General features: G+C 63.8%; 1 pseudogene. It reads right to left on the reverse strand.

From position 1 onward, the window contains the following. Nucleotides 1–14: 14 nt before the first annotated feature. Nucleotides 15–1441 (reverse strand): annotated as a pseudogene (istA, locus tag ACOQFS_RS00010) (IS21 family transposase). Nucleotides 1442–1688 lie beyond the last annotated feature (247 nt).

A 1688-nucleotide genomic window follows, 5' to 3' on the forward strand; every position in this document is an offset into this window, starting at 1 on the left:
AAGCGATGGCGGGGTCATGACGCATAGCGCACCTCCCTCAATTGGTCGTAGCGAAGCACATTGGCCTGGGGTTCCACCGCAAGCTTGAGGGCCTGGGGCGATGTGACCGGTGCTGGAGCGGGTTTGCCGTCCAGCAGGCGGTGCAGCACGTTCAGGATGTGCGTCTTGCTGGCAGCCCCTGACTCCAGGTGGCCTGCAGTCGCTTGAAGGCCGGCGGCAACTCCAGGAATGGGGCGCCGTTGCGCAAAGCTCCTGGTTTGCGCTGCAGCACCGCCAGGTAGTGGCGCCAGTCGTACACGGTTTGCCCGGCACCATGGTGGTTACGCTCGATCAGGCGCTGGTGCTCGCAAACGATCTGGCCTTCGGCCGCAACCACAAGACGATCTGCGTAGACCCGCAAGCTCACAGGCCGATTGGCATACGGGGCTGGCACGCTGTAGCGATTGCGCTCGAAGTGGACCAGGCAGGTGGGTGAGACGCGCTTGGTGTGCTCCACAAAGCCATCGAAGGGCCGGGGCATCGGCATCAAGGTTGCCTTCTCTTGAGCCCAGACATCCGCGACGGTGCCCGGCAGCTTGCCGTGCTCGATCTCGTGCCACAGCGCCACGCAACGCTCTTCAAGCCAGGCATTGAGATCGGGCAGGCTTTGGAATGGCGGCACTACCTGCCACAGGCGATGGCGGGCATCGCGCACGTTCTTCTCCACCTGGCCTTTCTCCCAGCCCGAGGCCGGATTGCAGAACTCGGCCTCGAACAGGAAGTGGCTGACCATGGCCGCAAAGCGCGCATTGACGTCGCGCTCCTTGCCACGGCGCACCCGGTCTACAGCGGTGCGCATGTTGTCGTAGATGCCACGGCGGGGCACGCCACCCAGGACCACGAATGCATGGTTGTGGGCATCGAACAGCATCTCGTGCGTCTGCAGCGGATAGGCGCGCAGGTAGAACGCTCGGCTGTGACTGAGCTTGAAGTGGGCTACCTGCAGCTTGGTGCGCACACCAGCGAGAACAGCCCAGTCCTCGCTCCAGTCGAACTGGAAGGCTTCACCTGGGCCGAAGGTCAGGGGAACGAAGGTGCCGCGGCCGGTGGTCTGCTGTGCCACAAGGCGCTGCTCGTGCCAGAGGCGCGCAAAGGCCGCCACACGGTTGTAGGAGCCGCCATAACCGAGCGCCTGCAGATCCACGTACATCTGCTTGATGGTGCGCCGCTGCTTGCGGGATCGGCCAGCTTCCGTCTTGAGCCAGCCGGCGAGCTTCAAGGCGAAGGGATCGAGCTTGGATGGACTGACCCGCTTGGCGTAGTGAGGCTCGGCCTCGCCAGCGCGCAGGTACTTGCGGATGGTGTTGCGCGAGAGGCCCGTGCGGCGGGCGATCTCCCGGATGGACAACTGCTCTCGCAGGGCCCAGCGCCTGATGACACTCAGTGTTGCCACGTCTATCACTCCTGGTCTCCTGCTGCTCAACAAAGCAGCAGGTTAGGGTTAGTACGTGGGTCAGGTTTGGATGGAAATCCCGGGGGTTAGTGGGTCACTTCTGCGTGGAAATCAACAAGCCGAGGCTTCCAATCGCCCGATTTCACTCCAACCCTTCGGGCAAGTGCCTTGCCGGACGGTCTGCGGCGTTGCGGCGCTTGCCGATAGCACGGGCTATCGGCTGCGCACCGCGCCTGGCATCCCATCCCGGCAAGGA

The sequence above is a fragment of the Paracidovorax sp. MALMAid1276 genome (assembly GCF_049198005.1).
GTDB lineage: Bacteria > Pseudomonadota > Gammaproteobacteria > Burkholderiales > Burkholderiaceae_C > Acidovorax.